Source organism: Mesorhizobium sp. M3A.F.Ca.ET.080.04.2.1 (genome assembly GCF_003952525.1).
Taxonomy (GTDB): Bacteria; Pseudomonadota; Alphaproteobacteria; order Rhizobiales; family Rhizobiaceae; genus Mesorhizobium.
On record NZ_CP034451.1, the window covers coordinates 3,724,157 to 3,750,495 of the forward strand.

The 26,339-nt window shown below is 59.8% G+C and carries 17 protein-coding genes, 2 pseudogenes and 1 riboswitch; of the genes and pseudogenes, 4 read left to right on the top strand and 15 right to left on the bottom strand.

Annotated features, from left to right (window positions below; translation table 11 throughout):
* Positions 1-138: 138 nt before the first annotated feature.
* From EJ074_RS17840 to EJ074_RS30760, 11 genes and pseudogenes are all read right to left on the bottom strand, one after another.
* A pseudogene (locus EJ074_RS17840) lies at positions 139-921 on the bottom strand (sensor histidine kinase); the annotation flags it as partial.
* A 29-nt stretch (positions 922-950) separates the two neighbouring features.
* The gene (locus EJ074_RS17845; RefSeq protein WP_126057616.1) at positions 951-1,583 is read right to left on the bottom strand and encodes an Hsp20/alpha crystallin family protein; all 633 of its coding nucleotides are present in this window, start codon (positions 1,581-1,583) and stop codon (positions 951-953) included.
* Positions 1,584-2,114: 531 nt separating this feature from the next.
* Positions 2,115-2,339, bottom strand: a complete 225-nt coding sequence (locus EJ074_RS17850; RefSeq protein WP_245454712.1) for a DUF982 domain-containing protein — start codon at positions 2,337-2,339, stop codon at positions 2,115-2,117.
* 627 nt (positions 2,340-2,966) lie between these two features.
* Positions 2,967-3,782 carry a hydroxymethylpyrimidine/phosphomethylpyrimidine kinase gene (locus EJ074_RS17860; protein WP_126057617.1) on the bottom strand — a complete coding sequence of 272 codons (816 nt, stop codon included), beginning with the start codon at positions 3,780-3,782 and terminating at the stop codon, positions 2,967-2,969.
* A complete protein-coding gene (locus EJ074_RS17865) occupies positions 3,773-4,378 on the bottom strand; it encodes a thiamine phosphate synthase (protein ID WP_126057618.1) in 606 nt (201 codons plus the stop codon). Before EJ074_RS17865 ends, EJ074_RS17860 begins: the two co-directional genes overlap by 10 nt.
* On the bottom strand, positions 4,375-5,148 hold the full coding sequence (locus EJ074_RS17870) for a thiazole synthase (protein ID WP_126057619.1): 774 nt from the start codon (positions 5,146-5,148) through the stop codon (positions 4,375-4,377). The genes EJ074_RS17865 and EJ074_RS17870 overlap by 4 nt, the downstream gene beginning before the upstream one ends.
* Before the next feature lies 1 nt (position 5,149).
* Positions 5,150-5,347 carry a sulfur carrier protein ThiS gene (gene thiS / locus EJ074_RS17875; RefSeq protein ID WP_126057620.1) on the bottom strand — a complete coding sequence of 66 codons (198 nt, stop codon included), beginning with the start codon at positions 5,345-5,347 and terminating at the stop codon, positions 5,150-5,152.
* Positions 5,316-6,317, bottom strand: a complete 1,002-nt coding sequence (gene thiO / locus EJ074_RS17880) for a glycine oxidase ThiO (RefSeq protein ID WP_126057621.1) — start codon at positions 6,315-6,317, stop codon at positions 5,316-5,318. Before thiO ends, thiS begins: the two co-directional genes overlap by 32 nt.
* Entirely contained in the window at positions 6,314-8,149 is a 1,836-nt protein-coding gene (gene thiC, locus EJ074_RS17885; protein WP_126063809.1) for a phosphomethylpyrimidine synthase ThiC, read from the bottom strand. The genes thiO and thiC overlap by 4 nt, the downstream gene beginning before the upstream one ends.
* Positions 8,150-8,252: 103 nt before the next feature.
* Positions 8,253-8,369, bottom strand: a riboswitch (TPP riboswitch).
* 121 nt (positions 8,370-8,490) lie between these two features.
* On the bottom strand, positions 8,491-8,718 hold the full coding sequence (locus EJ074_RS17890) for a hypothetical protein (protein WP_245454713.1): 228 nt from the start codon (positions 8,716-8,718) through the stop codon (positions 8,491-8,493).
* Between the two features lie 662 nt (positions 8,719-9,380).
* Entirely contained in the window at positions 9,381-9,842 is a 462-nt protein-coding gene (locus tag EJ074_RS30760) for a hypothetical protein (RefSeq protein ID WP_306283303.1), read from the bottom strand.
* Between the two features lie 898 nt (positions 9,843-10,740).
* Here EJ074_RS30760 and EJ074_RS30260 point away from each other — a divergent pair.
* The 3 genes and pseudogenes from EJ074_RS30260 to EJ074_RS17910 all read left to right on the top strand — a co-directional run bounded on the left by EJ074_RS30260 (position 10,741) and on the right by EJ074_RS17910 (position 12,829).
* A pseudogene (locus EJ074_RS30260) lies at positions 10,741-11,263 on the top strand (SMC-Scp complex subunit ScpB).
* A 533-nt stretch (positions 11,264-11,796) separates the two neighbouring features.
* The gene (locus tag EJ074_RS17905; protein WP_126057624.1) at positions 11,797-12,447 is read left to right on the top strand and encodes a DUF433 domain-containing protein; all 651 of its coding nucleotides are present in this window, start codon (positions 11,797-11,799) and stop codon (positions 12,445-12,447) included.
* 4 nt (positions 12,448-12,451) lie between these two features.
* Positions 12,452-12,829 (top strand): DUF5615 family PIN-like protein, encoded by a 378-nt coding sequence (locus tag EJ074_RS17910; RefSeq protein WP_126057625.1) that lies wholly within the window; start codon positions 12,452-12,454, stop codon positions 12,827-12,829.
* A gap of 21 nt (positions 12,830-12,850) precedes the next feature.
* Here EJ074_RS17910 and EJ074_RS17915 read toward each other — a convergent pair whose 3' ends face one another.
* The 3 genes from EJ074_RS17915 to EJ074_RS17925 are packed head-to-tail and all read right to left on the bottom strand — an operon-like array spanning position 12,851 to position 22,582.
* Positions 12,851-15,484, bottom strand: a complete 2,634-nt coding sequence (locus tag EJ074_RS17915; protein WP_126063810.1) for an ATP-binding protein — start codon at positions 15,482-15,484, stop codon at positions 12,851-12,853.
* Positions 15,481-16,605: a DNA repair exonuclease gene (locus EJ074_RS17920; RefSeq protein ID WP_126057626.1), complete on the bottom strand. Its 1,125-nt coding sequence runs from the start codon at positions 16,603-16,605 to the stop codon at positions 15,481-15,483. The genes EJ074_RS17915 and EJ074_RS17920 overlap by 4 nt, the downstream gene beginning before the upstream one ends.
* 13 nt (positions 16,606-16,618) lie before the next feature.
* On the bottom strand, positions 16,619-22,582 hold the full coding sequence (locus EJ074_RS17925) for a DUF3320 domain-containing protein (protein ID WP_126057627.1): 5,964 nt from the start codon (positions 22,580-22,582) through the stop codon (positions 16,619-16,621).
* A 671-nt stretch (positions 22,583-23,253) separates the two neighbouring features.
* Between EJ074_RS17925 and EJ074_RS17930 the strand changes: the two genes are divergently transcribed.
* The gene (locus tag EJ074_RS17930; protein WP_126063811.1) at positions 23,254-25,938 is read left to right on the top strand and encodes an AAA family ATPase; all 2,685 of its coding nucleotides are present in this window, start codon (positions 23,254-23,256) and stop codon (positions 25,936-25,938) included.
* A gap of 21 nt (positions 25,939-25,959) precedes the next feature.
* Here EJ074_RS17930 and EJ074_RS17935 read toward each other — a convergent pair whose 3' ends face one another.
* Positions 25,960-26,289: a hypothetical protein gene (locus tag EJ074_RS17935; protein ID WP_186815491.1), complete on the bottom strand. Its 330-nt coding sequence runs from the start codon at positions 26,287-26,289 to the stop codon at positions 25,960-25,962.
* Positions 26,290-26,339: the final 50 nt, after the last annotated feature.

Consider the following 26,339-nt stretch of genomic DNA (forward strand, 5'->3'; position numbering starts at 1 on the left):
AAGCGCCCTCAACCGACTGAGAGGTTTCGGCTTATGCGATGCGACTGGCAGTCCTGCGCTCCGGGGACAAGGCCGTGGCGGCAGAAGATCCCCTGGACATCAGGCGATGTCCGGAAGGCAGCATCGTAGTAACGGTTTTTACGCCGCTCGCGGCACGCGCGAGGTGAACGTCGCCCGGGTGACCGACACGCTGGTGCCGTCAATATCGCTGATAATCTCCACCCTGGCCTCCAGTTGTTTCACCAGTGCTTCGACGATGGCTGTTCCAAGTCCGGTAGCCGGTACGTCGTTGGCGATCTTGCCGACGCCATTGTCCGAAACCGTCAGTTTCCAGTCACTGCCCGCGGTCTCGTAGCTCACCTGGATGCGAGCGCCGGTTCTCTTCTTGGGGAAAGCATATTTGATGGCGTTGAGCACGAGTTCGGTGACAATTAGTCCCAGACTGACTGCCCTTTGCGAATCTATCCTGCCGCCTTCGGCCATTACGGTGACCGTGATCGGCTGGGCTTCGCCGACCATCGACGAGGCGAGGCTGCTGCACAATTTCGGTAGGTAAGAGCCGACATCGATCTCGTCGACGCCGGCGGAGGTGTGGAGATGGCGTTGCACCTCGGCCACGGACAGAACGCGCTGATGGGCGTCCTTGAGATGCTGGCGCGTCTCTTCCGACGTCACCGAGCGTGCCTTCAGCAACAGGATCGAGGCAATGATCTGCAGGCTGTTGGCAACCCGATGCTCCATCTCGCGCAGCAGGACGTCTTTCTGCCGAAGCAGGTCTTCGGTGCGACCGAGCAGTTCTTCCTTCTCCCGCTCGATGATACGACGGGCCGTTATGTCATTGAAGGCGAGAAGGATGGTGATGGCCGAACTATGGTCGTAAAGCACCTTGCGGGCATTGAGCAGCATGGTGCGACGGCCGATCCGCGTTCCTGAGCCATGCTTGCCTCCCTCTATCCCTTGATCTGGATCTTCTTCGGCCGATCCGCCTCCGGCCGGTGCAACTCGACTTCGAGCAGCCCGTTGGCGAAACGCGCCTCGACCCGTTCCGGGTCGACGCGGAATGGCAATTGCACTGTCCGGGAGAAGGTCCCATAGGCGCGCTCACGGCGGTGCCAGACGGATTTCTCGTCCTCCGTTCGAGGCTCGCGCGTTCCCTTCAATGTCAGAATGTTCTCGCGCACCGTGAGGCCGATTTCGTCAGGTGATATCCCCGGCAGTTCCGCGGCCACCGCCACGCTGTCCTCGCCAGTCCAAAGATTGATCGGCGGAAACTCCTGAGCGGCGCTGGCGGTCAGCCCGGCCAAACGCTGGTTTACTTCCTGTTGCATGCGCCGCATTTCCACAAACGGATCGAACCCGATGCGGCCGAAATCCGACAAAAGCATGTACATCCTCCTATGATTCACGACCTTGCATGATTGCCACGCGCGACACGTGCGTGCGCACCGGAAGCGGAATCGATCGATGGCAACAGGAGGGGCGATCAGCACAGAGACCGAGCGGCCCGATCGCGCAACCTCGCAGAATGCGAGAAAGAGGGGTTCGGGCAGACGCCGGAACACATCCTCCTTGCGAAGCGACATGAACCGAACTCGATCCACCGTAGGGCCGGACCGTCATTCCCGTGCCAGGACCCGATAGCGGCATCCGGCTTTATCATTAGGTGGCCCCAAATGGCCTTTCACGAGGTGATCTTTGACATTCCACCAGTCACCTCTTCGGCAACAGCGGGGTCCCTTCGAATCCGTAGCCACGTTGCCTCTAGTCGCTGATTTGGCTTCCCTTTGCGCAACTGTCGGGATCGACGAAGCGTCCCGAATTGCACCGCGGTTCGATCAACTGATCGCAGGCGACGCGCCGCATCGTCATGGTAGCTGACGAATGAATCGGCATGACACGTCGCAGTGACCGAGACATCAAGCCAGCACCTATGTCGGCTTGCCGCAAGTCAAAAGAATCCAGCCCTGCGTGCCGCGTTCGCTGACCTTCGCCAGTGACGCCATTTGCATTTCGGCCGGACAGATGGGCACAGACATGTGCAATTCCCGCATCGCCCATTATTGGAACTCACAAGGCGGCGTTCTTTCCGTCTTGGCGAGCAGCGGGCCAACGCGTTACCGGCGGTGATCTTCCTGCAGCTTTAAATCAGTCGCCACCAACGACGAAATCAGATTTGGCCAGCACGCCGGCAATCCTGGCAAATCCCACAATGCTTGCCGCGCCTGCTCGGGTGTCATCTGTCCGGCGATCGCTGCGTTGCTGCTTCTCACCGCGCAACTGAATACCGGTCCCCGACGCGCTTTTGGCCACTGATTCAGGAATACGAGCGCTTCGCGCACTGTGTTGATGTCGTGACGACGTCGTTGGTCTTAACCTGGACCGGCGATAGGAAAGCCAGACCGGTTATTCTTACCTCCCTGCGATCGCACGCTGGATCTTTCATTCGGTGGTTGGTTGCGTGACAGGTTTCGAACGTTAGGTCTTGTTTTCTCTGGAAGATCGGGCTGTACGACATAATCCAAATGTTGCGACGCAGCGAAGGCTTCTGCTGGTTCCCGAGTTGAAAAAGCCAGTTGCACCTGGATGAGTGTGTCGCCGCCACCCAATAGCCCATCAGATGTTCAATGGCAGGCGGCGTCCGACGCTCGAACAGCAAGCGCCACGGCCGGCGGGTAGCCGATGCCACAGCTTTGGAGCTGCCCCGGATACTATTATAAGACCGATTGACGCGGGGCTCGACGCGTTTGCGGCAAATAAGCTCGAGTGTGGACAGAGATGTGACGTTCTATTGAGTCGCTGACCCAATCGGTAGCGACCTGGTGATCCACGCAACCAATTCCGGTCGTTTCTGTCACTAAGAACTCGATATTCGCTATTTGCACCTCGAAAGTCGCATAATTGGCAGTGAGAAACTCAACGCGTTGTGAGGATGGCATAGAGAAGCAGTAGCCCCTTCTCTAGTCTCGCTACGGGAAAAATTCTGGAAAATGGGTCTGCTTGGCTGGACGCAGAACGCTGTGGTTATTCAGCCGGCATTTCTGAAGCCTCTCCAAGACAAACAGCTTGCCTTCGCGCACGCTGTCTTCGAGCGGCTTCGGCTTCGCCAGATGCGCCGCAATCGCGCTGGCCAGCATGCAACCTGTCCCGCGCATCGATGTGGCAAGGCGCGGTGCATCGAAGCGGATGGGTTCGTGCCCGGAGCGTAACAGAATATCGGTCGACCGGGTTCCCGACGCATGCCCACCCTTGATCAGCAGGGCTTGAGGGCCGGCGGCCAGCAGTCTTTTTCCTTGTTGGAGCGCTCCGTCCTCATCCACTGCCAGTTCGGAGCCACTAAGGAGCGCCAGTTCAGGGAGGTTGGGCGTGACAATGCAGCAAAGCGGCATAAGATCGCGCTTCATGGCAGCGATAGCGCCTGCTTGCAGAAGTGCGCGGCCTGAGGTGGAGGCCAGCACAGGGTCGAGTACTGCGGGGACATGCGGAAATTTGCGCAGCACTGCGGCAACGGCAACAATGATCTTGGCAGTCGCCAGCATGCCGATCTTGATTGTGGCCACGTCGTTGGCCTGCAGCGCGGCGCACATCTGATTGGCCACCAGGCTAGGTGGCGAATAATAGATTTCGATCACGGCGTCATGCGTTTGCACCGTTAGCGCTGTGACGGCGAGACAGGTGCGCACGCCAATGGCAGAGATCGTCTCGATATCGCGTGCAATTCCAGCACCGCCACTGGAGTCCGATCCACCGACGACAAGCACATGTGGTTCTCGCCTCAGCGCCATTGGTCCGTCTTTTCGATCCATTCTCGCGTGCGCGCCTCGGGGTCGTCGTTGAGCGTGATGTCGGTCACCACCGCCGCGCTGTCCGCGCCAGCCGCAAAGACACCGTCGAGCCGCTCAGGGTTGAGGCCACCAATGGCGACCAATTGAAACGGCGCGACCTGGCGCTTCCATTCGCTGATCCGTTCGACCCCTTGCGGCGCCCATTTCATCTTCTTCAGGATGGTCGGATAGATGGGTCCAAGCGCTATGTAGTCAGGCTCGGCGGCCATCGCCGTTTCCAGCTCCTGATGATCATGTGTGCTCAGTCCGAGCCTTACGCCGGCTGCCCGTATCGCCAAGAGGTCAGCGGTCTGCAAATCCTCCTGGCCGAGATGTATGAAGTCGCAGCCTTCCTCGATTGCCAGGCGCCAGTGGTCGTTGACGATGAGTTGGCACTGGTATCGAGCACACAAGGCCTTCGCGGTGCGGATCTCCGCGCGCAACCCAGCCTCATCCACGGTCTTGATGCGCAGTTGCAGAAGCCGGACTCCGAGTGGGACCAGCCGTTCGATCCAGGCAGCGCTGTCGACGATCAGATAAAAGGGATCGAGCTTCATGAAAAAACGGCCCTGCCGACCATCGGTGTCGATGGCACGGCGACGTCGCGCGGTTCGAGCATTCCCGAACTGAACGCCTCACGACCGGCGTCGACCGCCTTACCGAAAGCACGCGCCATGCCGACCGGATATGCCGCCTTGGCGACCGCTGTGTTCAGGAGCACGGCGTCAAAGCCGAGTTCCATGACGGTGGCCGCGTGCGACGGCCGTCCGAGCCCCGCATCCACAATCAGCGGGACGCCAGGGAAATATCCGCGCATCGAGCGCAGCGCCGTCATGTTGACCGGTCCCAAGGCGGAACCGATCGGTGCGCACCACGGCATCAGGACCTTGCAGCCCGTTTCCAGCAGCCGCTCGGCGACAACGAGATCGTCGGTGGTATAGGGGAATACCGCAAAGCCGTCCTCGCACAGGATGCGGGCGGCTTCAACCAGACCGAACACATCCGGCTGTAGCGTGTCGTGATTGCCGATCACTTCGAGCTTGATCCAGTTGGTGCCGAAGACCTCGCGCGCCATTTTCGCGGTGGTGACGGCTTCCTTGACGGAGAGGCAGCCGGCGGTATTGGGCAGGATTCTGGCGCCCAGCGAGCGGATCAACGACCAGAATTGTTCGCCGGCTCTACCGCCCGCCATCTCACGCCGCAACGAGACGGTCACCACCGACGTGCCCGACGCCTTGACTGCATCGGCAAGGATGGCCGGCGAAGGATATTGAGCGGTGCCGAGAAGCAGGCGCGACGAAAGCTCGGTTCCATAAAGCTCCAACATGCTAGCCGCCCTGCATGGGCGAGAGGATTTCGATCCGGTCGCCGTCGCTCAACTGGAACTCCGTGCGGTTGGCTTTGTGCACGAGGTCGCCGTTGACGGCGGTGGCGAGCCAATCGCCCTCATAGTCGAGCGCGGCAAGCAACTCGGCCAGCGTGGTGGCGGCAATCTCACGCGCCTCGCCGTTGACCATCAGTTTCATGAGCATGCTCCTTGGTTCTGTCTTGACTGAAAACCAGGCCGGCAGCCTGGCGCGCCATGGCGGGGGCGAGGAGAAAACCGTGACGATAAAGACCGTTGATCGCGATGATCTCACCGTCTGTTTCGACGCGTGGCAAATTGTCGGGAAATGCCGGACGGACACCCACACCGGTTTCAACGATCTCGGCCTCACCAAAGGCCGGATGGAGGGCATGGGCGGCGCCCAGCAGCTCCATCATGGAACGCGCCGTCACCGGTCCGGCGCTCTGGCTTTCAATCATCGTCGCTCCGATCATGAAACGGTGATCGGTGCGCGGCACGGCATAAAGCGGAAAGCGTGGATGAAGCAAACGGACCGGCCGCGACAGCGAGACATCAGGCGTGCGAAGGATCAGCATTTCGCCGCGAACACCGCGCAGCCTGTCATCGGCCGCTGCCATTCCCATGCAGTCTATCTGACGGGCGAAACCCGAAACAGGCCGGGCGTCGCAGCCGAAGTGGAATTTGACACCCATGGTCGCAAGGTTGTCATGAAGTGCCGCCATCGCCTGGCGTGGGTCGAGGTGAGCCTCGTTGGGGAAGAGCAATCCACGCCGGAAGCGGCCGGCGAGGTCGGGTTCCAGGAGCGCAATTTCGTTTTCATCGACGCGCCTATGCCCTGACGTGCGACTGGCGAACCGGTCAAGCTCACCGGCATCACGCGGCGCGGCCACGACCAATGTCCCGGCCCGTGTCACCTGACCCGACAGCACCGCATCCCACCAGTCGGCAGCGTCGCGTCCGAGATCCAGCACCGGCTGCTCCGCGCTTTCGCGCTCGCACCATGGCGCCAGCATGCCGCCGGCGAACCACGACGCGTTGCCGCCAAGGCCATGCCGCATCTCGGCGACTGTGACCGTCGCGCCGCGGGCGGCGAGTTCGAAAGCGACGGTGAGGCCGGCAACGCCGGCCCCTTTGACGAGCACCCTCATGATGGTTTGGGAGCCTCCGGCACGACCGGTACGCCAGTCTCGTCCGCCGGCATGTAGAGATCGCCGCCCTCCCGGTATTTTGCCGCCATTGCCGCCATGCCTTCCTTCTGAGCCTCGGCACGGATGTCGTGGGAAATGCGCATGGAGCAGAATTTCGGCCCGCACATCGAACAGAAATGTGCCAGCTTGTGCGCCTCCTTGGGCAAGGTCTGGTCGTGGAAGGACCGTGCGGTTTCGGGGTCGAGCGACAGGTTGAACTGGTCCTCCCAGCGGAACTCGAAGCGCGCGCGCGAAAGGGCATCATCCCTGGTTTTCGCTGCCGGATGGCCCTTCGCCAGATCGGCTGCATGGGCGGCTATCTTGTAAGTGATCACCCCAATCTTGACGTCGTTGCGGTCGGGAAGGCCGAGATGCTCTTTCGGCGTGACGTAGCAAAGCATTGCGGTGCCGAACCAGCCTATCATGGCGGCACCTATCCCTGAGGTGATGTGGTCATAGCCCGGCGCGATGTCGGTCGTCAGCGGCCCCAACGTGTAGAACGGCGCCTCACCGCACACTGCGAGCTGCTTGTCCATGTTCTGCCTGATCTTGTGCATGGGGACATGGCCCGGGCCTTCGATCATCACCTGGCAGTCCTTTGCCCAGGCAATCTTGGTGAGTTCTCCAAGTGTTTCCAGTTCGGCGAATTGCGCCGCGTCGTTCGCATCGGCGATTGAACCGGGACGAAGGCCGTCGCCGAGCGAGAAGGAAACGTCATAGGCTCTGGCGATGTCGCAGATCTCCTCGAAATGCTCGTAGAGGAAGCTCTCCCGGTGATGGTGCAGGCACCATTTGGCCATGATCGAGCCGCCGCGCGAGACGATGCCCGTGACCCGGTCGACGGTCAGCGGTATGTAGTGCAGCCGCACGCCGGCGTGGATGGTGAAATAGTCGACGCCTTGCTCGGCCTGCTCGATCAGCGTGTCGCGATAGACCTCCCAGTTGAGGTCCTCGGCGATGCCGCCGACCTTTTCGAGCGCCTGATAGAGCGGCACCGTGCCGATCGGCACCGGTGCATTGCGCACGATCCAGTCGCGGATGTTGTGGATGTTGCGGCCGGTCGACAGGTCCATCACCGTATCGGCGCCCCAGCGGATCGCCCACACCATCTTTTCGACCTCTTCGGCCATCGACGATGTGACAGCCGAGTTACCGATGTTGGCGTTGATCTTCACCAGGAAATTTCGCCCGATGATCATCGGTTCGCTCTCGGGATGATTGATGTTGGCGGGAATGATTGCGCGTCCGCGCGCCACCTCGTCGCGCACGAATTCGGGTGTGACGAAATCTGGGATCGCCGCGCCGAAGGCTTCGCCGTCGCGTTGCAGCTTGCCGCGCATCACCTCGCGGCCGAGATTCTCGCGGATGGCTACGAACTCCATTTCTGGCGTGATGATGCCGGCGCGCGCATAGGCAAGTTGGGTCACCGCCTTGCCCTGCTTGGCCTTGAGCGGCCGATTGCGTATCGGAAATTCCGGTGTCAGGCGCTCGCCGGTGGCGAATCCATTGTCTTCCGGCCGGACGTGGCGGCCGTCATAGGCTTCGACATCGCAACGCGCCGTGACCCATTCGTGGCGAAGCCGGGCAAGGCCTTTTTCGATGCTGGTTTGGACTGATGGATCGGTGTAGGGGCCGGACGGATCGTAGACGGTGACGGGCGGTTCGCCGGCCGTCGGATGGACGGAAATCTCGCGCATCGGCACCCTGATCTGCGGGTAGAGGACGCCGGGCTTGTGGATTTTCCGCGAGGCGGGCAGTGGTCCCGTCGACACGGCGGGGGTGAGGGCATTCATCGTGAGGCTCCTTTGCTCATGCATTGGAGACCCAGTTCTGTGCCGGAAGGATGAAAAGACGCTTCTGTAGACCTGCTGCAGCAGGACCTCGGGCGTAAACTCCCGCAAAGCGCTTGCACCGTCCCTACGCCAGTATGAACTGGATCAGGTTCAACGGGTCACTGCGCCGCGAAAGCCAGCAGTATCTCAGCCCCTTACCGGGACTCCCCTGGTGAATGCCTCAAGTTGAATGGGCCGGTGCTGCTTTGTCAAGCGCCTTCGGGCGCCTTCGGGCGCCTTCGGCCGGTGGCGACGTCCGGCGGCCGGCCGAGCGGAGAGCTCGCGCATGCATCGGGGACAAGTCACGCCCCGTAGACCAGGGCTGGAATGGCCAAAGTCTCATTCGCTTCGTGAAGGATGGAAAAACTGTATCGGCCATGTGCGTCGAGATCGACCGAGTAGCTCAGGCGGTCACGGATGTGGTTATCCTGGTCGAAGGCGACGATTTGCGGCTTCAGCGAGGTGATTTGCACCACGTCCAGGTAGATGGAGTTGCAGATATGATCTGGTCGTCGGGCTGGCAGGTGCAAGCGGCCGCTCTATTCAGGATGCGGCATCGGCGGCGTTCCCGATACCAATGATATCTTGCGGGCAACTTATGCAATCACCGGCTTCGTAAAACCCGACGGCGGCGGCCGTGTCCTGGCGCTGAGGATGTGCCGCTGTTCCAGCAGAGAAATCGCGTGGGCGCGGAGTTTTCGCTCTGCGAGGAAGAGTTGACGCAATCGTTTAGCTTGCTTGCAGTTCGTAGAGACCCGCCTTTGAAAGCAACTAAGCTATTGCATTGATATGTTGGTGCGCGATCGATCGCTACATAGCCGGCCGCCATTATCCGAGTATTGATCCGCCGGTGTTCGTGTTGCCGTATATGGCAATCCCTGCGAGATCGTCGCGGCCGGATCGGCCGCACCCTCTAGTCATAAAAGGGGAAGCGACCGAGAATTCCGCTGCCGAAAACTTCTCTGGCTTGGCTATGCATGCGGTAGATGAGATCGCCGCCTACCGCGACCTGGTCGAGGAAGGCATCGACGCCCAGTTCGGACAGCCTGGTTATCGCAATGCGTTAGCGGCTCAGACTTGCGGTCTCGAGAGCGGCCTTTGGGGGTCACCTCTTTTTTGTTTCAGAGGTTGGAAGACGGCTGCTCGTTACCCAATAGAAATGGCGACTACGGAACGCGATCGATCGCGGCCATCAGGAAACACCTGTCTTCGGCTCAACCTCGACATGGCGTCCGATCGACCGCAGATATACAGCTATCTCGTCCATGAGATGATCGCGTTCGCCGTAGATCTCAGCAATCCTGCGCAGCTGTGGCTCGACGGACCTCCGTTGCGCCGGCGTCAAATCAGCATCGCCAAAGACATATCCCAAGTTGCCAATCGCGCAAATGTTGCAGCCGGCCTCCACAACTGCTTGCACGAATGCCGGAATGTCTTTTTCTTGCATAGTCTTCATGTCGAACCTCTCGTGAATGGCGTGCTTGCGCGCCCATGCTGCCTTTTCAGCGTGTCCTCTGGGCGGCGCAAGCCTTGAGCGTAATTGTGCCGGGCAACCTCGACTATCCCGTCTGCCACGCTCTTTAGAGTCGGTGGGGTCTGGTGATTGCAGGCTGGGCCACTCAAAAGCCTGCAAGAAGAAAGTCATGGCGACCATTGCTCAAGATCGCGAGGGTGCGTGCAAGACCTTCCGTTGGCAGTCATGCACGCTCACCCAGCAACTGGGTATTGAGCAACTGGGTCTCACGTCGCGGGTCTCGTGTGCTTCACAGCCGAAAATAAGGTACCACCGTGGCTATTCTCAAGTGCAGGCTACCTCTTCAGGACACGGCGGAGTGCCTTCCGACGCACCCCTGGTGCAACGTGCGACCTAACGAGACACATCTCGTTCGCGTTCCCTCGACCTTTCTTCGTATTGCTGCTTGCCCTGCGATTTCAGGCCCTCTGCTAGCTTCTCGGCCGCTCTTTGGCCTGCAATGTCACTATTCAAGATCATATCCGACATCCCTGGATGGTCATAACCGTAATGCGCATGCAGTTTCCCTCACGAGCAGCGCCTATCCGTCGATTAGTTCGTCTTCCGGAACCCGAAGCCCTTTTTATCCGGCGTACCTATCCACCATTCAACCGGTATACCTTTCCCAACTTTGGCGGACCATTTACCTCAGGCATGATCATCTCGCGTGACATTTTTTTTTGGCGCCATCATCGCACGTGGCATTTTCTAAAAACCAAGACGTGTCAATTTGTAAAATCAAGGATGCGGCCGCGCCCGTTGCGAGGATTTGCAGGTAGCTCTTCAGCCCCAACACGATGTGTGAGGCGGCGGTGGAAAAGGCAACCGACGGCGTCGACGCGTCCTTTGATGATCGCAAGCGATATGCTTCGTCGCGAGCCCAGATTGCGGTCTCGGGCACAAGGCGAGATCACAGTTCTGCGATCTGTGGTAACGCGAGCCCGCAAAGCGCCGCTGCGGCCACCGCTTTTGGAATCTGGACGAGATTCGTCGTCGTCTGAGATCAGTTGATCGAGCAGTTCGCGCGCGCGGGACGCGCTTGCGGTGCAGTCTCTCCCGCGAGCTCGCCCGTGACCTTCTCATCGACGACATCCGAGAGCTGCGCGGACGGCCCTATGACCTCGTCGCTGTCGCCGGCGGCTGGAAGCACCTGACACGGCCGGCCTATGCCGATGCCATCCGCGCCTGCGGAAGCAGCGGGCGTGCCGTGGACCTGACGTGGTCGGACGTGCTGATGCTGATGTGCATCGGCACTTCCAGCCGATTACCCGCGCCGAATTGTCGTCGGTTTTCGGGAAGTAATCAGTCGCGACCTGATCGGCCATCTGCGGCACCGGCCTGATCGCGTCGAACCCGCGCAGTCCGACGCCCGGCGCTCCCTACACCTATGTGACGACAAAAGCGTCCTGCTCGAGTTCGGCCTCGACACGCTTCGCGATCTCCCGGACTGCGAGGCGCTCGAGGATGCCGGGCTGCTGAGCAGAGATGAGCTGCTTGCTGGTGAAATTATGCCAGAGTTGGCTAGTGGCCATGAGGATGCGGGTTTGGATACGGAGGAATAGCTTGGCGCTGCAGACGCTGTGGCCACCGGGCTTGCGAGTGCTTCCAGCTTTCCATAGCGAATCTAGCGCGCCCAAGGGCGTCCGAAATTTGTAGGCAAATTTCGGACATGGACACGGTCAGCGACGTCAAGCAGGCAGCGGTATGCGGCCTCTGCACCGCTGTCGCCCAAAAATTCGTGGCCATGGGCAAGCCCCACTTGAGACCCCCAGAGAGAACGCTCGTGAGCGATGGAAACGGTTTTGGTCCAAAGCTTGATACAGATGGCCTGCAGATGGGTGTAGGGTTTCAAAGCGCTCGAAGACGCGCCTTCGCAGAGTTAAAAGTCCGCGACGAACTCGTGTGTCGTTTGTCGCCAACTGCAAATTCGATAGTTAGCGCAATTATACTGCGCCGAGTCTGCCATCTCGAGCCCCAAGGGTTTGTGAGGCCTCTCGGCTCACCACCGCCTTTGCTAACCGCCGTGATTCCAAAGACGCGTGCCTTTACGGAGGGGGTCAAACGGCCTATATTATTCTTTATAAGGAGAAGAATAATGGGCACACTTGCTCGCATCTACACCCCCGCAGAGGCAGCCGCCGTCAGCGGGATAGGAATCAAGGCCGTGCACAATGCGATCGACAAACGCATTGTCGATACTGTGCCAAGCACTGCTCGGCGCATCGGTGGGGTCGTCCGACGGGCATTGACCGGCGAGGATTTGCTGCGGCTCAAGCTTTGGTATGGCGTGGGTGCGACATTGCCCGCTGATCGTCGCTACCGCCTGTTCGAGGAAATCAAAGCTGCCCCAAGGGCCAAGACCGTAAGGGCCGACGACCTGCTGATCGTCGACGTCGCCGAGGCACGTAAACAGCTCAAAGCGCGCATCGTGGATCTTGATGAAGCGGAGGCCGCCATCGGCCGCGTTAAAGGGGTGATGGGCGGAGAGCCTGTCTTCAAAGGAACCCGCATCCCTGTTCGTATGATCACGACGATGCTAGCGCAGGGCGCAGATGAAGCGGAGGTTCTGGAGGGATATCCGAAGCTAACGCCGCGCGTGATTGAGCTCGCCAGAATGTGGGTCGCCGCGCACCCGGTTCGTGGGCGGCCTAAGAAGCTGGTCGAGCAGGGCGTGAAAATAAAGTCGTCGAAGCGCGTGGTTTTGAAGGGCGACCCAGGTCCGTCGGCCAGGTCGAGACGCGTGTGACCTCGTGAGGTTTCTGATCGATGAGTGCCTGCACACGTCTCTGGTTGCGGTAGCCCAAGAACGCGGACATGAAGCAAACCACGTCAACTGGCTTGGGCTAAGCGGCGAAACCGACTGGGACCTCATGCCGCTCATTATCGATGAGGATTTCACCTTCGTCACCAACAATGCTAAGGACTTCAGGAAGCTCTATGCCAAAGAACCGGTTCACGCCGGCCTGATTATCGTCGTCCCTCAGGTCGGGCCTGAAAAACAGAGAGAGCTCTTCGATGCTCTCCTCGAGGATCTTGGCCCAGAGGAATTCCTGATTAATGAAGTTATCGAAATCGAGATCGAAAACGGCATTGCAATCGTAACACGATACGATCTGCCGTCGCCCTAGCTGAGGCTGCGCGATCTCCGCTTATGACCGACCCGGTTGCCAGTCGCTCATCTGCAAAATGTTACCGCCGAGTTTTGCAAACGCGCGTTGGCGGCAGGAGAAAACGAGAATCTGCTGATCGTGTGATTGACGATGCAAAGCGTCGAACATGCGCTCGATGCGGTCGTCATCGGAATAAACCAAAGCGTCATCCAGGATAACCGGTGTGGGTCGGCCGTCGCGGGCAAGCAAACGGGCGAAGGCCAGACGTGTCAGAACCGAAAGCTGTTCTCGCATGCCGCCACTCAACCTATCGACATCCTCATCCTGACCATTGCGGCGAACGGTCTGTGGCAACAGTGTGTTCTCGTCGAACACTATGGAGATGTCATCGAATAGCAATCCAAGCAGCGGTCGCAGCTCGGACATGACCGGCTTCAGATAAAGATCGCGTGCCGTCGAGCGCGCAGCGACCAGCGTCGTGCGCAGCCGGTCGAGGACGGCTTTTTCGAATTCGAAGCGTCTCGCTCGCTCTCCAGCGATTTCCAATTTTTCTGTGGCCTCGCGCAAAGCTTCTTCCACCGCGTCGTCGGACCGAGTGCGAATATGGCCATTGAGATCGGCCAGGGTTACACGCAACTGACTTGCTTCCTGTGTGGCGGCATCCTGAACCGAACGGGCGCGGCGCAGAACGGCTTCAGCGCTGGTGAGATCGCGAGCGCCGTCGCGCAGGGGAGCAGCGCGCATTTCGGCCGCTTCGCGCAGCTTTTGTCGTGCGGTGGCCTCGGTGAGCAGCAAGCGCCCCTTTTCCTCGCGCGCTGCATCGGGTCCCAATATGACCTCGAGGCTGGTCAGTTCCGCCTGGATGGTGACATAAGCCGTCTCCGCAGCCATGACAGCCTCGTCGGCATGGCTGCGCAAAGGCAAGGCCTCGCGCACGCTGTTGCGTGTTGTCGCCACACGCTGCTCGGCTGCGGCATGATGTTGCCGGATCTGTTCTGGATCGACTTTGAGTTCGAGGTCCCCGGCCCCGAGGGCACTCAGACGAGCAAGCTCCTCGTGTAATTGCTGTATCCCCTTGGGCGCGAGATCGGCAAGTCGCTGACGCGCCAAGCCCAGTTCGGTAGCTTTGTCGCGCGCTTCCACTAGGCGCTGGCGTGCCGTCCTGAGGCTATCGACACCGAGGGACGCAAGCAGGCTGCGGTGCTTCGCTTCGGCGTCTTCGATGGTCCGGTCGGCCTGCTGCGGCCGATTCGATCGCAGGGTCAAGGCTCCGATGCCGGCAATATCCAGGCGTACGGTGCCAGCAAAGCTTTGGTCTTCTGCATGGGGCAAGGGCTTGGCATCGATGGTCACCAAATCGGCGGCGCCGTCCCGGTATTCCATGCATAGCGTCGGCAGGGTTGCCAGGTGAGCTGCACGAAGGCTGGCGATCTCGATTTCGAGCGCCTGGAGTTGCTCGACAGCTTGTTCCGGCACCGCCAGCATCGCCAGTGCTGCCTCTCCATCTTCGATCTGGGTTCTGGCGACTTCGGCTTGTTTCAACCGGTTGTCCGAGCCGGCCAGTTGTTCGGCAGCGTCACGCGCCAAAAGAGTCGCATCCAGCCGCGCGAGCAATTCGCGTGCTTCGCGCTCTTCCAGTTCGGCTGCTTGAACTTCGCCCATCGCTTGTTCGTTTTCGGCAATGGCAGAAGCGCGCCGATCGAGAACCTCACTGCGGCGAAGCTGCGCAATCGTCGACTGCTGGCGCAAATCCGTGGCTCGTTTGAGCGCGGTCCGAAAACTATCGAGGGCCTGCTGCGCCGCGTCGTGGTGAATTGCGGCAAGGGCAGCTTCCGCCTCGGCGGCTTTCAAGGCTTCGCTGTGCGATTTGGCGGCCTCGACTGCGGCTTCCGCGGCCGAGATGGCTTCCCGCCGAGTGGCGCCTTCTTCGGGGTTTTCAAGCTCAGACAGACGCGCCAACGCCATGCGCCGCTTGTCGAGCGAATCGCGCAGACCGGTGACTTCGGCGCTGAGACGCTGCTCGTCTTTCACCAGCTTGTCACGCTCGTCGAGCGCTGCCGCATAGAGACCGCCGCTCTTGGGACGCAGCGTTGACGTAACCAGGCTATAGAGTTCTTCTTCACATGCCGCGGCGATTTCGGCCATGCGTCGCCCGCCGGTCAGGGCTTCAACTTCCCCCTGAACCGAGGACAGTAGGCTTTCGCGCACGCGTTTTTCGCCGTCCTCCTCGCTTTTGCTGCGCCTTTCGATGCCGGTGACCCCTTGGCGAACCCAGAGCAATCCTGCCGGTCCTGCGCTTCCGCCATGGATTAGTTTGCCGATAAAGGCTTCGGCCTCATCGGCTTGAGCCAACAGTCGCCCGCCGTCGAGGTCAATAACGCTGGCCAGCCTGCCGCCATAAAACTGCTTGGCAAGTCGATAGCGTCCTTCTGAAGTGGTGATGTCGGCCTCCACCACCGGATTGCCCCCACTGTAAGGCCGCAACAGTCGCACGCCTTCGGGTGTGCCCGTGTGAGGCTGGAAAAAGAGTGCGTGCAGCGCTTCGAAGAAGGTTGATTTGCCGAACTCATTGACCGCGCAAAGCACGTTGACGCCGTCGCCGATGTTTTCGATGGCGACGCCTTGCCCGGCGAACCGTTTGACGTTGTGGAGCCGAAGGGCCGTAAGTTTCATGATCCCATCGCCTCGCAATAGCTGAACAACCGAACCAGTGCTTCTCGCGATATGTCGCGTTCGACAGCCGACCGGGTTTCGTCGCTGCTTTCATCCAACAGTGCCTGCGCTGCCTCGCGAAGGGCACCAGAGCGGTCGATCCGATCCAAATCGCCACTTTCGCAGTCGGTCGCGAGCCCGTCCCCGTCCAGTTCCAGATAGGCGAAGTCGGGCGCGGCTACCGCGATCGCCGCTTGAAGGATCGTTCGCCCACTTAACCGCACCCGGCCAGACGCGGCAATTCGCAGCAAAGTCTGACGCCGCAGATGAGCCGGTGGAAGCAACGCTTCAAATGCCGCGGCGCTGTCGTCGCCAGACAGCAGATGCAGGGGAGCGGTTTTCCAGGAAAAGCTAGCTGTTTCAACGGCCACGATCTCGGGCACGGCGCCAGGCCCGGCAATGGAAACGACAAGGGCCTGACCGGGTGTATCATGCTTGAAACGGTCAGGTTCGGGCGCACCGCTATAACGGCTGCGCTCATTGATGGTGACGGGTCCGTGCCAGTCGCCAAGTGCCAGATAATCGAGGCCGGCCTTAGTCGCGCGATCTGGTGCAATGACATCGGACGCTGCTGAATCTTCGGAAAAGTTCTGAATAGCGCCATGAGCAAGGCCGAGCCGGATGGCGCCTTGCGGCGTCGCGGCGCTGTTCATCCACTCGGTAAGGTCGCGACCGGGTCTGCGGGTGGTGCAAGGTGCAGGCAGCAGCGCCACGTCCGCGCCAATGGTCAGGGTTTCGGGCCGCGTCGCCAGCAGGACATTGTCCGGCACAACGCTGTCCGCTGCACTCCACAATTGATCAGCCAACAGGGAATCATGGTTGCCAGGCAGCAATATCCAGCGCAGAGGCGCGCTCTGGCTCATCTCGGCCATGGCCTGCCGCAACATCGCTGGAGTGGGCGTTTCGGTATCGAACGTATCGCCGGCCAGAAGTATGGTGGATGCACCATGGACGCGTGCCTGCTCTGCCAGCCGGCTGATCGCGCCATGGCGCGCTTCACGGAGCCGCCCGCGCAGATCCTCTGGCATGTTGCCGAACCGCTTGCCGATATGAAGATCGGAGCTGTGGATGAATCGAAACATGGAGTCTCCGAGACTATGTCGATGCCAGGTTGCGCTGGGCGCGATCGATGGCTTCATCCAGCCGGGAGCGTGAAATCGCCGCAAGTCGCTCGACACCGAGCAGACGTGCAAGGTCGAGAGCGGGGTCGGACTGTTCCAGAATGTCCTCGTTCGCAACGACGACAGCGGCCAGCTCGGCGATTGGAATGTCGGCAATGGACCGGCGGGCATCGGCATCGAACGGCATGCGATAATCAAGCAGGTCGACCACCGTCCCTCTCTTCCATAGGAAGCTGCCGCTGGATTCTTCAGTTCTATCGAACTCGCGCAGATGCAGGTCGATCCGCTCCCGAATCTTGTTGCCCGTTCTGAGCCAGCCATGCGCCCGTGCGATGCGCTGCGCAAGGACGTCATCTCGCAGAGGTCCTTCCTGCTCGATCACCGCGTCGACCATGGACCGCAGCGTGCCTCGGTAGACGAAGTCATAAAACTGATCCGGGCTGGTGGAAAATCCGGTTAGATCAGTCAGGCGATAACGGCCGCCCGTCGGTACGGTATCATGCGTCGAATGCGCGGCCGCAGGCAAAATTCCTGCAGATGCCGATGGGCGCTCTCCCGTCGCGAGGGGAGCGGCGACAAGTTCTGGCTCTGATTTTATCGACGGATGTTCCGGTTCGCCGGCCGATGCTAGGTCTTCGGCTGGCAATGGGTCCATGGGGTCGACCTTATGTCCCATGTCCCAATGGATCGCGGCTTCACTTTCCTGTTGTTCAGCCTGTTTGCGACGGCTTTCCTCGAGCAGCGCGGCCAGGCTGGCATGAAGCCTCTCGGTGCAACCTTCGAGATCAAACCACCAATCGGTTGACCATACCCGGACAATGTTCCACCCGAGGCCGCGCAGGACCTGCTCGCGGACCTTGTCTCGATCTCGCGCCGTGGCAGAACTGTGATAGGTCGCGCCGTCGCATTCGACCCCAGCCAGATAGGCGCCGGCGAGATCGGGATGCCGGATCCCTATATCCACTCGAAAGCCCGAAATGCCGACTTGAGGAACGATGGTCCATCCGCGCTTCTCAAGCTCGGCAGCGACGGCCTCCTCGAAAGGGGATTCCAGGGCTCCGACCGATCCGCGTTCCTGCGCTGGCAATGCCACAGCGCCGCGTTCGGCAAAATCGAGAAAGGCTTTGAGATGCTGTACGCCGATCGCTTTGGTTCGGTTGGGGTCGATCTGGTCGGCGGCAAAACCTGAAAATACGATCAGTTCCTGCCGCGCACGCGTCACCGCGACATTCAGCCGGCGTTCGCCGCCGTCCCGATTCAGCGCGCCGAAATCCATGCTGCGCTTGCCGGCATTATCTTGCGAAAAGGTGATCGAAAACAGGATTATGTCACGCTCGTCCCCTTGGACATTTTCCAGATTCTTGACGATGGCGGGCTCAATACGCTCGTCGGCAAAGAACCATTCAAGCTCCGGCTCTGTCTGGCGTGCCTTGTCGAAAAGGTCGAGGATGAGCGACTGCTGTTGCGCGTTGAAAGTGATGACTCCGAGCGTGGGTCGGTCCTTTTCCGGTAGGGCCAGCCAACGCCGCATCCTGCTGACCGCCTCGTCGGTTACCGCTTGGGCTTCGATTCGATTGGTGCGGCTTTTGCCACGGTCATAGATGCCGGTCGTGATTTTTCGCAGCTGAACTGCCCGATCTTCCACCGTTGGCGAAGGGAATGTGATGAGCCGGTTCTGATAGTAGTGATGGTTGGAAAAGGCGATCAGCGACTCATTGCGGCTACGATAATGCCAGCGCAGGTCACGTACCGGGATGCCGGCCGCTTTGGCTTCGTCGAGAATGCTCTCAAGATCCTTTTCGTGTTCGACGACTTCCTCGTCCTCCTCGTTGCGGCCAAAGAAATTGGTGGGCGGCAACTGCTTGGGATCGCCTACGATTATGGTTTGATGGGCTCGCGCGATGGCACCGACGGCGTCCCAGGTGGTGATCTGCGATGCTTCGTCGAAAATCACCACGTCGAACAGGGCTTGGTCGGGCGGTAGATATTGAGCGATTGAAAGAGGGGACATCAGCATGCACGGCGCGAGCTTGGCAAAGCTCGTCGGCATCGCGCCAATCATCTCGCGGATTGACCGGCTGGGCCGCTGCAATTCCATCTGATGGCGCAACAGGCCCAACTCGGAATTGCGCGGGACGCCTTGCACAGCCGGCAAACCATGAGCGATGGCACTGATGACGCGAAGGCTTGCTTGAGCGCGGACAAGATCGTCGATTTCCCGGAAATCTTCGATGGCGTGCTCGTGCTGGAAGCGACGGAAATTCCGCAGCACCGGATCGGCATCCAGCGTGGCCGGCAGCCACCAGCGTACATAGGCCAGGCGGAACGCGGATTGAGCTTCAGCTGGTCGCACTAGACCCGCCTCGATATCGTCGACCAACGCTCCCAGATTGTGACTGACAGCCCTGCGACGAATGCCGCACCACGAAGTCCAGTCCCGGAGAAGATGACGGGCGTCGAGCAAGTCTCCCATCGCAGTCGTCAATTCGGTCAGCGGGTTATCATGTTCTGCCCAAGAAGGCGTCTTTCCAGCAGGGATCGCAAATTGGGTCTTGGCAGCCTCGAATGCTGCAGAAGCCGCAAGGAAGCGGGCTGCCCCATAGCGCATCGTGCTATCTGCTGCACCGCTTCGCAGGCTCGGGGCGGTTGCTTGCAGGAGCGCTTTGAAATCCTCCGTGCCGAGGCCGGGCAGGCGTAGCGTCTGTCGAAGCCTTTCGGCCATCGAGAGTATCTGATCGATACGGTGGGTGTCGGTATCAAGTGCGGCAAATCCGATCGGCTTCCCAGATAGGATGTTGGCTTCGACAGTGGCCCGGCGGTCCTGCATCAGGCGCAACAGCAGCAAGTCGTGCTGAGGATCGGCTACCCCCTCTGTGACATAGCCTTGAAGCAGCTTCTGGACTTTGCGTTTGCCCAACTGACTGTTTGGCCAGAATGCAGAAGCGGCCTGCTGCCATTGCTGCTCTATGTCCTCCACCCGTATGCGCGCAACGGCAGCCTCGTCATAGCGGGCCGACAGGTCCTTGCGAGACTTGCGATAGTCTCCGATTGCCTCATTGAGAGTGGCGAGGGCTCCCCGCAACTGGGCGAAATCTCGATCAAAGACAATGCTGACGTCATAGCCGGCACTGTCCTGGAGTGCCGCTGCTAGTTTTCGCAGCGCTTCGAGCTCCGCTTTTGACGCGTCGCCTTTGGCGCGCAGGCCGATGCTCACCAGGAAGGCGTCGAGTGCGGTCGCTAGAACCTCGGACGCATTCTTGAGGGTCTTTGCCCCTTCGAGCAAATTGTCCTGCCAGCCTGACGTCCACTCGGTGACATCTATAAGACGCAAGACCGACCGCATCTCCACCGACTGAAATGCGAGACCTGTTTCGGCGGCAATATGCTCCAGCGCCAGCCGGTTTGCCTCGTCATGGGAATCGCGCGATGGCCAGGACAATCTCGGAGCGTGCTGCCGCTTGTTCTTGAGAGCGATGCCGAGCGCCAGATAAGGCGTCAGACCATTGACATGGTGCCGATGCAGCGCTTCGACATAGGCATTCAGTTCGTCGCGACGGACGCGAAGCCGCTCGTTGATCGCAATCCACTCCGCTGCGTCCACGCGCACGCCGCTTTCCCAGCTGATCCTGAGCTGGGTGAGAAAGTTGCGTCGGTCCGCCTTGCTGGAATGGAGTTCGAGACAATGCGCGCCCAGGCCATGTTCGCGCAGGCGGCGATACACCACATCGAGCGCCGCCGTCTTCTCGGCCACAAACAGCACGGTTTTGCCAACTGAAAGACAGTTGGCAATCATGTTGGCAATGGTCTGGCTCTTGCCAGTGCCGGGAGGACCGATGATGACAAAATCGCGACCCTCAGCGGCGGCAAGACTTGCGGCGGTCTGTGAGGAGTCGGCCGGCAGCAGCAAAACCATGTCGGACGGGGCATAGTGCCGGTCGAGTTCGCGCTCGTCGCGGAATGATGCGCCATTGCCCTCGAAAGCTATCTCCGGCGTGTCGATCAGATGGCGCACGACACGGTTTTCGCGCAGCGCATCGGTACGCTCGACCAGATCCTTCCACATGAGAAACTTGGCGAAGGAAAAGGTCGACAGCGCCGTCTCGTCCACCACCTCCATGCCGGGGACGTCGCGCACTGCCTGGCGCATAAGACCGAGCAGCCTCGGCACATCAACGCCGCTTTCGTCCTCGGGCAGCTCACCGGAAAACTGTGGCAGTTTGAGCTCGAAGTCGCGTTCGAGAAACTGCAACAAGGTTGCGTTGAATCGCGGTTCATCTTCATGGAAGCGCAAGGTAAAATGCGATGTTGCGCTGCGGCGCTCGATTTTGACCGGTACGAGCAGCAATGGCGCGCGATAGCTGCGCTCGTCCTCGGCCTTCTTCTTCCAGCGCAGGAAGCCGACCGCCAGGAAGAGCGTATTCGCGCCGCCCTCGGCAAAATCGTTGCGCACTTGCCGGTAAAGATCGATCAGCCGGGATTCCAATTGACGCCCATCGAGCGTCGACGGGAGCTCGTCGCGCAGAAGCGCTTCCGCGGCAAAGCCACGCTGGAGGTCACGTCCGTGCACCTCGCGATAGAGGACAGCATCCCGCTCGCCCAGTGGATTCTGTTCGGGGAGCGAAATCAGCCGGATCGAAGCGCCTGCCATCAGACGGTCCTCGAGGTAGCCGACGTCAGTACAAAGAAACGGAATTGTCTTCTTGGAGTCCGGAAAATTGAGCAGGCGGTTCCGCAGTGTCAAATCGAGGAGCTTTTTCTGCCAGCGGTCGATCCGTCCGGCCGCTGTCGTCGGCTTTACCTCGACGATCTCGACCGGCAGGGCTACCACGGCCGGTGCGGCTGGCAACGGCAACGCGATTTCGGTTGCCGCCTCTGCATCCACGCTGCGGCGCGTCGGTTCGTGCGAAGCAAGCGGTGTGATGCCGCCGCTGCGCGAGCGGCGTATATCGATGGCTGCGACAAAGGTGGCTACCTGCGTTTCGTCGAGCCGCTGTTCGATTGCGTGTTGGGCAGCCTCCAACGTCATCGCCGGCCGATGCGTCACGCCTGTCGTCTCAAACACGATGAGTTCGCGCGATGCCAGCGCCTTGCGGACCTCCATGGCATCGGGTTCAATGGCGTTGGCGAGCGTCCTTTGTGTCATCCAGACGCCGACGGCCGCGTGTCCCTGAAACATCAAAACGACGGGATGCAAGCCCGTCGCCTCCAGGGCGGACGCGAATAACAGACTGGTATCGAGACAGGTTGCCAGCTTTTCTGCCGTAATAATTGAGGGACGTCGAATTTTTTGGCCGCGGCTTTCGAAGCTCGCAGGTGGCTCTGCATAATGCAGCGATAGGCCAGCAATGGCCGAATAAATTGCGGCCGCCAGCATGAATGCGCGTTGCGGATTGCCGCTTTGATAGCCATCGAGGCTGGAAGGATGACCATGCGCTGCGAGCAGCTCCGCTGCGGAACGCAGCAGTCCTGCGATCGCCGGGTCGTTCGGCATGACGAATGCGGCGAGCAATTGCGCCATATCGACGACGCCACCCCATTCGTCGCGGGCAAGCAGGCGCACCGCAACGCGCTGCTCGGCCAGCACTGCGCCTCCTGAGGTTAGGCGCAACGTTATCTCCCCGCGCTCAGCCTCGTTGAGACCGGCCAGATAGCCGGCGTCGAGATCGATTTTTCGATCGCTTAAGGGAAGCCGGTCGCCAGCAACGATCCGATCAATTGTCCAGCTTTTGGCGCGCAAAAAAGGGGGGTTCGATGTCAGCTCGAGAGTGCATTTTTCGAAACCCTGCTGGGTCGGGTTGTTGAGCGCGATAGACCGGATCACCGGAATAGCATTTTGGAAGGACGCATATGTAAAGCTGGCGGCGATGTCCGCCACGACTTCTATTACGGGCGCGGCTGATATACCGGCAGCATCGCCAGTCTCCGAACTCGTTTCCATACCCCATCCCCTATTTTCATTTACGATAGAACTTTGCCGCCAGAATTTGAAAGTAAATTCTCGGTATGGTCGCCGCTTATGTCCAGCAGCATAGATTTCTAAAAGTGTTACCGCCCAGATAACGGTCGAAATGGAGACAGGCGATAATCGGTCGTCACGATTGGAGGGGATCCAAAAGTCGCGGAAATCGGAGCGCCGGCGCACGCTGCTGAAACCCAAGACGGGCAGGACGTCATCCGCAAATGTGTGGCGGTCCGGGCGCCATGGACCAAGCGTTGCGCGCCTATCGCGAGCGCTGTCGTGGCGCCTATCGCGGACTCGGACCCAGCCCGACAGTGACGGCGAACCTCGATCGGCCTATCGGTGAGGCGGTCGAATTCCGCCCATAGACTATCGAAAGGCACGCACTTCCAGCTCTATCTCCTCGTACGCGTTGCCGGCTACCTAAATTCGTGCGCGCGGTCCAATGCCTTTGATTGCTGATGTCGTTGTGGAGACGTTTGATCGCTGAAGCATTTGTTTGCTGACCTAGCGGCGCGGGGGGAGGTCATTTATTGGGTACATCTCCAGCACTCTATGTGCGATCGCGAGGAAAATTTGTCCAGACAAGCGAATTCATCGAATCTGGACTAATCAATAAGTATAATGATGGTAAGATTCGGGGGGCAGGAATGGCCGAGGTTGGACTTTTGGAATGGGCGGATAAGCAGCCCGACTGGATTAGGGATGCCTTAAGAAGACACGCCGCGCGGCCGGGCTTCAACCTCGAGCAGGAGGATAAGGCCGGTGTAACAGCTCGGGTCCGCCACGTCGGTGGATTTACCGCTGATCTGCCCGAATGCTCTCCGCTCTCGGCGGAGCATTTGAGGGCCAACAGTTCGAACGAGCCGCGCGCGGTGCTTTGCTCACTCGGCCCCGTCAAGCATTTGAACCGCCTCGCCGAAGAGCAGCAACTGCGTTTCGCCACCGATGGCATCACCATTATCTACGGCGACAATGGAAGCGGAAAGAGCGGCTATTGCCGGATCGCGAAGAAGCTTTGCCGTAGTCTGACGGCGGATGATCTTCTTGGCAACGTGTTCGAGATCGGCACCAAACCGCCAGCCGAAGTGCTTGTCCGGTTTCTCGAAGAGGGTGCTACGGAACCGACCCCCATAACCTGGAAGGACGGAACGCTGCCCCCCGCGTCAATTGCACGGATCTCCGTTTTCGACTCCGCGAACGCTCGCCTCTACGTCGATAAGCAAAACCGTATCGGTTTTCTGCCCGCAGCCATCGCGCTTCTCGAAAGCCATGGACGTCACCGCACCGAGCTCGAAGCCGACTTCCGGGAAGAAATCAAAGCGATCGAAAAGAACCTAAAGACACCATTGCCGAGTGGGTACACAGCTGCCGGCGCGGTCGTAAAGCTGCTGGCTCGTCTCGAAATCAAGTCAAAGGACGTGATGCCTTCCGCAGCCGAAATCAAAAACCTCGCTGCCCTCTCAGAGCAGGACATGGCTGATCTCGCTGGCCTCGAACAGGCTCTGGCAAGCGACCCTTCAACGATGGCGACAAAGCGTCGGCGTGCCAAGGCGGCCTTGGAAAAACTGCTGACTGCATCTGAACAGATCGACGCGGCTCTCTCAGCGGCGGCCCTCGAGATTTATCGCAATCTATATGCAACAGCCGATTCTACAGCGCAGGCTGCACAACTTGCCGCCTCAGGAGCGTTCGCGACTATGCCGTTGAGCGGCGTTGGGCTTTCTCCCTGGCGGTATATGTTCGACCATGCACGAGCCTATTTAGCGAGCGTCACTGGCATCGATCATCAGCACTTGCCAGATCAGGAAGGCGATCGTTGCATGCTCTGCCAGGAGCCGATGACGGCGGACGCCGCGGGGCGGATCCAATCCTTCAATGACTTCGTAACGGGCGCCGCAAATAAGGCGGCGCAAGTCGCATCTATTGCCCATGAAGAGGCCCTGCGCCAAATCAAAGGACTCACCATTGCGACCGGGGAGGCGGTTGAGGCGGCTCTCGGAGAGTTTGGCGATCTGTCCGCCGCACGCAAGGCGATGGTGGCCCTGATCTCGGCATATTATGTCGAGGCAGGTAAAAGGCGTGATGCAATTGTCGTTGCGGCTGCGCTGTCCGAGTACGCTGCGTTCCCGCAACTTGCGGCGCCAGTTGCATCGAAACTCCGAACGGAGGCGGAGGCGCTAGAGGCCGAAGCGCTGACGGACGACAAGGCAGCGGCCGACGACGGGAACCGCGCTACCGATCGAGCTCGTCGCGATACACTCAAGGATCGGAAAAAACTGGGCGACGATCTCACCATCGTTCTCGCGCGCTTGGCGAATCTCGAAGAGCGGCGCAAGCTTCTCTCATGCTGCGATGCTGTCGAAACAGGCTCGGTGTCACGGCAGATGACGTCGCTTCGACGAAGCCTCGTCATGCAGGATCTCGAAAAGCGCGTCGTCGCCGAGATTGAGACTCTGGCGTTAACGCACATCCCGTTCGCAGTTAATGATCGTAGTCAAGATGGGCAGAGCTATTTCGAGGTCGGGCTCAACGCGGCAAAAGCGATCTCAAACAGCAAGGTCTTAAGCGAAGGAGAGCAGCGCGCGCTTGCCCTGGCCTGTTTCTTAGCCGAGGTCGGAGGAGACACATCGCGTCAAGGCATGATCATCGACGACCCCGTGTCATCTCTCGACCATGTTCGGATCAGGCGGGTCGCGGCAAGGCTCGTAAAAGAAGCGGCCACAGGACGTCAGATTATTATTTTCACCCATAATCTTCTGTTCTTCAACGAGGTGGTTGACGCAGCTGCGCAGGCCAATCCGCCGATTCCCCTTGTTCGAAACTACATCAACAAGTCCGAATCTGCCGGTTTTGGCTTGATTAGCGAAACTGACGAGCCGTGGATCGCACAGTCTGTCACGAAGCGCATCGAGACTCTCAAGACGCGCCTGAAGAGCTTCGACGGCGCCACTGATTTCACCACCGATGCTTGGCGAAGGTCAGCGAAGGATTTCTACAGCGATCTTCGGGAAACCTGGGAGAGGCTCGTTGAAGAAATCCTGCTCGGTAAAGTCGTCGAGCGATTTAACAGCGATGTCAAGACACAGAGCCTGAAGGGTGTGGTGGTCGAGGACGAAGACCACAAGCGAATCTATTGGGCCATGAAGCGAGTTTCGGAGCGTTCTGGACATGACATGGCGTCCGCCAAGGCCATTCCAGTTCCAACACCAAACGATATGAAGAGCGATCTTGATGGAATTGACCAATATCGTATCGACACCACCAAACGAAAAAAGGATGCCGAAAAGCGCCGGATTGAATTCGAACAGCCTCCCAAGGCGACTGTACTCTAGCCTAATGACTATTGTCGTGTATTACTGGCCCTCACTGGCTTCATCCTGCTGCGCATGCCGGTGTCCGCCTGCCGCGGGCGAAGCCGACGTGACGAGGAAGTATCGCGAGGGCGCCAAGCCATCAATGGCTGTGCGCTCGCTCTTCATCTTGGATTTCAGCGCCGAGAAGCCTGACCGCTGGTAGTGCTTCGCCTGCACAATGTCGCCGCCGGCAAGGGCATGTCGACCATCCATCGCGTCGTCCGGTCCCTCGGGAAAGGCCTCGAAACGCTTGTCGATCTCGCGACCTACGAGGTCGCGGGCCAAATCCTCAAACTCGTTATGGGACAAACTCGAGAAATCATAAGCCATGCGCCCAGATTGAGTGCCCATTTGGTGGGCAGACAAGCAACCGGGGGCAC

What these genes read in the sequence shown, in the direction of transcription:
- EJ074_RS17860 (WP_126057617.1), bottom strand. Translation starts at nt 3,782, where the DNA reads ATGGCGCTGAGGCGAGAACCACATGTGCTTGTCGTCGGTGGATCGGAC.
- EJ074_RS17905 (WP_126057624.1), top strand. Translation starts at nt 11,797, where the DNA reads ATGGGCACACTTGCTCGCATCTACACCCCCGCAGAGGCAGCCGCCGTC.
- EJ074_RS17935 (WP_186815491.1), bottom strand. Translation starts at nt 26,289, where the DNA reads ATGGCTTATGATTTCTCGAGTTTGTCCCATAACGAGTTTGAGGATTTG.
- EJ074_RS17865 (WP_126057618.1), bottom strand. Translation starts at nt 4,378, where the DNA reads ATGAAGCTCGATCCCTTTTATCTGATCGTCGACAGCGCTGCCTGGATC.
- EJ074_RS17925 (WP_126057627.1), bottom strand. Translation starts at nt 22,582, where the DNA reads ATGGAAACGAGTTCGGAGACTGGCGATGCTGCCGGTATATCAGCCGCG.
- EJ074_RS17920 (WP_126057626.1), bottom strand. Translation starts at nt 16,605, where the DNA reads ATGTTTCGATTCATCCACAGCTCCGATCTTCATATCGGCAAGCGGTTC.
- EJ074_RS17845 (WP_126057616.1), bottom strand. Translation starts at nt 1,583, where the DNA reads ATGTCGCTTCGCAAGGAGGATGTGTTCCGGCGTCTGCCCGAACCCCTC.
- thiS (WP_126057620.1), bottom strand. Translation starts at nt 5,347, where the DNA reads ATGAAACTGATGGTCAACGGCGAGGCGCGTGAGATTGCCGCCACCACG.
- EJ074_RS30760 (WP_306283303.1), bottom strand. Translation starts at nt 9,842, where the DNA reads ATGGTCGCCATGACTTTCTTCTTGCAGGCTTTTGAGTGGCCCAGCCTG.
- EJ074_RS17915 (WP_126063810.1), bottom strand. Translation starts at nt 15,484, where the DNA reads ATGAAACTTACGGCCCTTCGGCTCCACAACGTCAAACGGTTCGCCGGG.
- EJ074_RS17930 (WP_126063811.1), top strand. Translation starts at nt 23,254, where the DNA reads ATGGCCGAGGTTGGACTTTTGGAATGGGCGGATAAGCAGCCCGACTGG.
- thiO (WP_126057621.1), bottom strand. Translation starts at nt 6,317, where the DNA reads ATGAGGGTGCTCGTCAAAGGGGCCGGCGTTGCCGGCCTCACCGTCGCT.
- EJ074_RS17870 (WP_126057619.1), bottom strand. Translation starts at nt 5,148, where the DNA reads ATGTTGGAGCTTTATGGAACCGAGCTTTCGTCGCGCCTGCTTCTCGGC.
- thiC (WP_126063809.1), bottom strand. Translation starts at nt 8,149, where the DNA reads ATGAATGCCCTCACCCCCGCCGTGTCGACGGGACCACTGCCCGCCTCG.